This window comes from Neisseria sp. P0009.S007 (assembly GCF_051962515.1).
In genome coordinates this window covers 1-1001 of the sequence record NZ_JBQCVF010000549.1, presented here as the reverse complement: position 1 = coordinate 1001, position 1001 = coordinate 1, and the positions used below count along the sequence as shown (strand labels likewise).

Annotated in this window: 1 protein-coding gene; it reads right to left on the bottom strand. The window is 48.9% G+C overall.

The window, feature by feature from the left end; genetic code table 11:
- Nucleotides 1-124: 124 nt before the first annotated feature.
- Nucleotides 125-1001 (bottom strand): DNA polymerase III subunit gamma/tau C-terminal domain-containing protein (locus ACTHS3_RS14715; RefSeq protein WP_440368335.1); only part of this gene is annotated, 877 nt, incomplete at its 5' end.

The window sequence follows — 1001 nt, the reverse complement described above, 5'->3', positions numbered from 1 at the left end:
TCATCAGGCCGCCTAATCCGGCTTTTCCGAACATGTTTTACTCCTATGGGTTTGAATAAATGGGTTTCACTCATGCCGTCTGAAAAACGCTATTGCCTTTCAGACGGCCTTGTATGTCAGTATTTTAAGAATGCCCTACTAACTCTAAAGAATCCGGCAGCCATTGCGCTTCAAAGATTTGCAAAATTTTCTGCGCCGTTGTATCCGCTTCCAGCAAATCTTGCGCCTGCTGCCGTCCTTCTTCTTGAATACGTTTGCGGCGCATCACCGGCGTTTCCCAGCCTTTATCATCCTGCCAAGGCTCGGTTTGCAGCCTTAAATTGCCAAGATGGTAAGCCTCGCTCAACGTCTGGCAGATTTTGTCCAAGCGCTCTTTATTGGCAGTAGCTTTGGCCTCATCCGTCAACGACAGCATGATTAATCCTGCTTCCGTATCATAACTCGTCCATGCCGCATTTTGTGCCAACATCTGCGCCGCGCCTAATTTACGGGCAAATCGTTCGATAATGCTGTGCCAATTCTCAGTTTTAAACTCAGGCAAAGGAGCGAACTGAAGCTCTTCTTCATCTCCCTCCTCTTCTTCAGACACAACCGGCTGCAGTACTTCCATCACATCAGCACGGTGTGAATCTTCATATGCATATGCTTCATCAAAATACGGAGGTGGAATTTCCTCATCTATGTGCGGATATTCTTCCGGTTCAGGGGCCGTCTGAACTTTTGCAACAGGCAATGGCTCCGCAGTTTCTTGCATCTGCGCCGTTTGTGTTTGAGGCGGCTCAGCCGATACTTGGCTCGGCATGTCTTCCCAAGGCGGGACATCCCCCTGTTGTTGAGCAGACTGAATAGTTTCTTCAGACGGCCTTTCAACGATATCCTGTTTAGTCGAAACAGCCTCTTTCTCAACCGCCGGTGCTGCTATCGGCTCAGATTTCGGCAGCTGAAAAGGCTTTTTTTCGGCCTCAGCTTTCTGATGGTCGGAATGCAAATCCGTGTGTTCA